The sequence below is a fragment of the Bartonella sp. AA89HNZF genome (assembly GCF_042196905.1).
Taxonomy (GTDB): Bacteria; Pseudomonadota; Alphaproteobacteria; order Rhizobiales; family Rhizobiaceae; genus Bartonella.
This window is the reverse complement of record NZ_JBHIRD010000095.1, coordinates 1-842: the sequence shown is the minus strand read 5'-3', so window position 1 is coordinate 842 and position 842 is coordinate 1. Positions and strand designations below refer to the sequence as shown.

The following is an 842-nucleotide window of genomic DNA, read 5'->3' as shown; positions in this document are numbered from 1 at the left end:
ACTTACACAATTCAGGGTAATTCTCATAATGATGTTGGTTCTGCTTTTAATGCTGTTGATACTTCTATCACGAATATCCAAAATCAGATTACGAATGCGACAAAAAACAGCCTTGTTAAGCAGGAAGGAGATGCAGGTACTATTACCGTTGGTGTGACAACGGGGGGTACAGAAATTAATGTTGCAAATAATGCAGGCAGCGATAGGACAATTTCTGGCGTAAAGACAGCTGTGAATGGTAATGAAGCTGTTAACAAAGCTCAGCTTGATAAAAGTATAGAGAAGATTTCTAATGATATTAATCTTACAAGTGCTGCTGCAGTTCTTTATGATAAAGAAAACGATACCGTTAATTATAATAGCATAACTTTGGGTGGTGATAAGACTACAGCACCAGTTTCCCTCCATAATGTTAAAGATGGAAAAATTGCTGAAGATTCGCATGATGCGATCAATGGTAGGCAGATTGAAAAAATATCTCGAGATGTAGCAAACATTTTGGGTGGGAATGCAGAATTTAGCGACGGTATTTTATTCGGTCCGCTCTATCATTTATCGCGCATTTCTGAAGATGGCGTAGCAGTATCTAAAGACCATAATAATGTTGGTGACGCTTTGATAGGGCTTGATGACAATATCAACAATGTGAATAGCCGCTTAACACATGTAGCCAATGAATTTACTCAGAAAATAGAGGGTGTTTCTAAAGATTCTCTATTGTGGAGTAATGATGAGCAGGCATTTGTGGCACAGCATGGAGAGGGAAAAGCCAATAGCAAAATTAAATTTCTTGCCAATGGAGACATTTCTGAAGATTCAACCGATGCAGTAAATGGTTCGCA

The 842-nt window shown here is 38.2% G+C and carries 1 pseudogene; it reads left to right on the top strand.

Going from position 1 to position 842, the window contains the following annotated elements:
* Positions 1 to 842 (top strand): annotated as a pseudogene (locus ACFIN0_RS09900) (hypothetical protein); the annotation flags it as partial.